The sequence below is a fragment of the Gardnerella vaginalis genome, assembly GCF_001546485.1.
In the GTDB taxonomy this organism is placed as follows: Bacteria; Actinomycetota; Actinomycetes; order Actinomycetales; family Bifidobacteriaceae; genus Bifidobacterium; species Bifidobacterium vaginale_D.
Genome location: NZ_KQ956877.1, coordinates 13,254 through 13,701, shown reverse-complemented (window position 1 = coordinate 13,701; position 448 = coordinate 13,254).

Genomic DNA, 448 nt, shown 5'->3' with positions numbered 1-448 from the left:
CCCCCCCCCGCTAAAAACCGCATGAAATCAACGTTTTGACATGTGACGAGACGACAATATACTGCCCAAATTCGCTGATTTTATTTTTCCCAAACTTTTTTAACCAAATCATCGGCGTGTCGCATTGACTCGCTTTTCGCTTAAGCGTAGCGCGAAAAGCGACCCAATGCGGTAGCGCTTGCTCAAAGTTGAAAGCACAGTGTGCTTTCAACGCAAGCGCGCATACACGACCAAAGAAGCTTTGCAGTCGCGCTTTGCAAACATTGATTACTTATTGCTTAGTGAACTTTAACATTCATGCTCTGCAGACGCTGAGTATTTATTGATTAGAGAACGCTAACATTCATGCTGCCGCACACACCACACCAAACCTACTCTCAACCACTAACCCACCCGCAGCTTAGTTGCGCGACTTGAGTTGCACTGAGTAAACCACGCACTTTCGCAA